Here is a 704-nt window from a genome sequence, read left to right as displayed (position 1 = left end):
ATCAACTGGGCGGAGGCGGCGCGCAGCGCCAGCGGCAGCCCGTCGCACAGCGCCACCAGCTCCCGTGCGGCCTCCGGGTCCTCGGCGACCCGGGCGGGGCCCAGCAGCGCGCCCAGCAGGGCCGCCCCGTCCTCGGTGCCGAGGGCGTGCAGCCGTACGGGGCGGGCGGCGTCGGTGGCGATCAGCCCGTCCAGCCTGCTGCGGCTGGTGACCAGCGTGGCGCAGTGGGGCCCGCCGGGCAGCAGCGGGCGCACCTGGGCGGAGCTGCCCGCGTTGTCCAGCACCACCAGCAGCCGGCGGCGGGCGGCCAGCGAGCGGTACAGCGCGGAGGCGGCCTCGGTCGAGGTGGGGATCTGCTCGGCCGGGGTGCCGAGGGCGAGCAGGAACTCGCGCAGCACCTCGGCGGGCACCGTCGCCTCGCCGCCGCTGAAGCCGCGCAGATCAGCGAAGAGCCGTCCGTCGGGGAAGGCGGCGGCCTGGGCATGGCCCCAGTGGACCGCCAGACCGGTCTTGCCGACCCCGGCGGGCCCGGTGAGCAGGGCGATACCGCCCTCCTGGGGGTAGCCGCCGGAGCCGCCCTGGGCCGGTTCGGCGCTGCCCCGGGTCAGCCGGGTCAGCTCGGCCAGCTCCGCGCCCCGGCCGTGGAAGCCCGCCGGGGGCCGGGGGAGCAGCTCGGGCACGGGCGCGGCGGCCGACGCGGCGGT

1 protein-coding gene is annotated in these 704 nt (G+C 79.3%); it reads right to left on the bottom strand.

Annotated elements, in window-relative coordinates; genetic code table 11:
- Positions 1 to 704, bottom strand: a 704-nt coding sequence (locus KN815_RS49490) for an ATP-binding protein (RefSeq protein ID WP_216348252.1), incomplete at both ends; no start/stop codon positions are given.

It is taken from the genome of Streptomyces niphimycinicus, from assembly GCF_018883605.1.
In the GTDB taxonomy this organism is placed as follows: Bacteria; Actinomycetota; Actinomycetes; order Streptomycetales; family Streptomycetaceae; genus Streptomyces; species Streptomyces niphimycinicus.
This window is presented reverse-complemented; position numbering and strand designations above follow the sequence as displayed.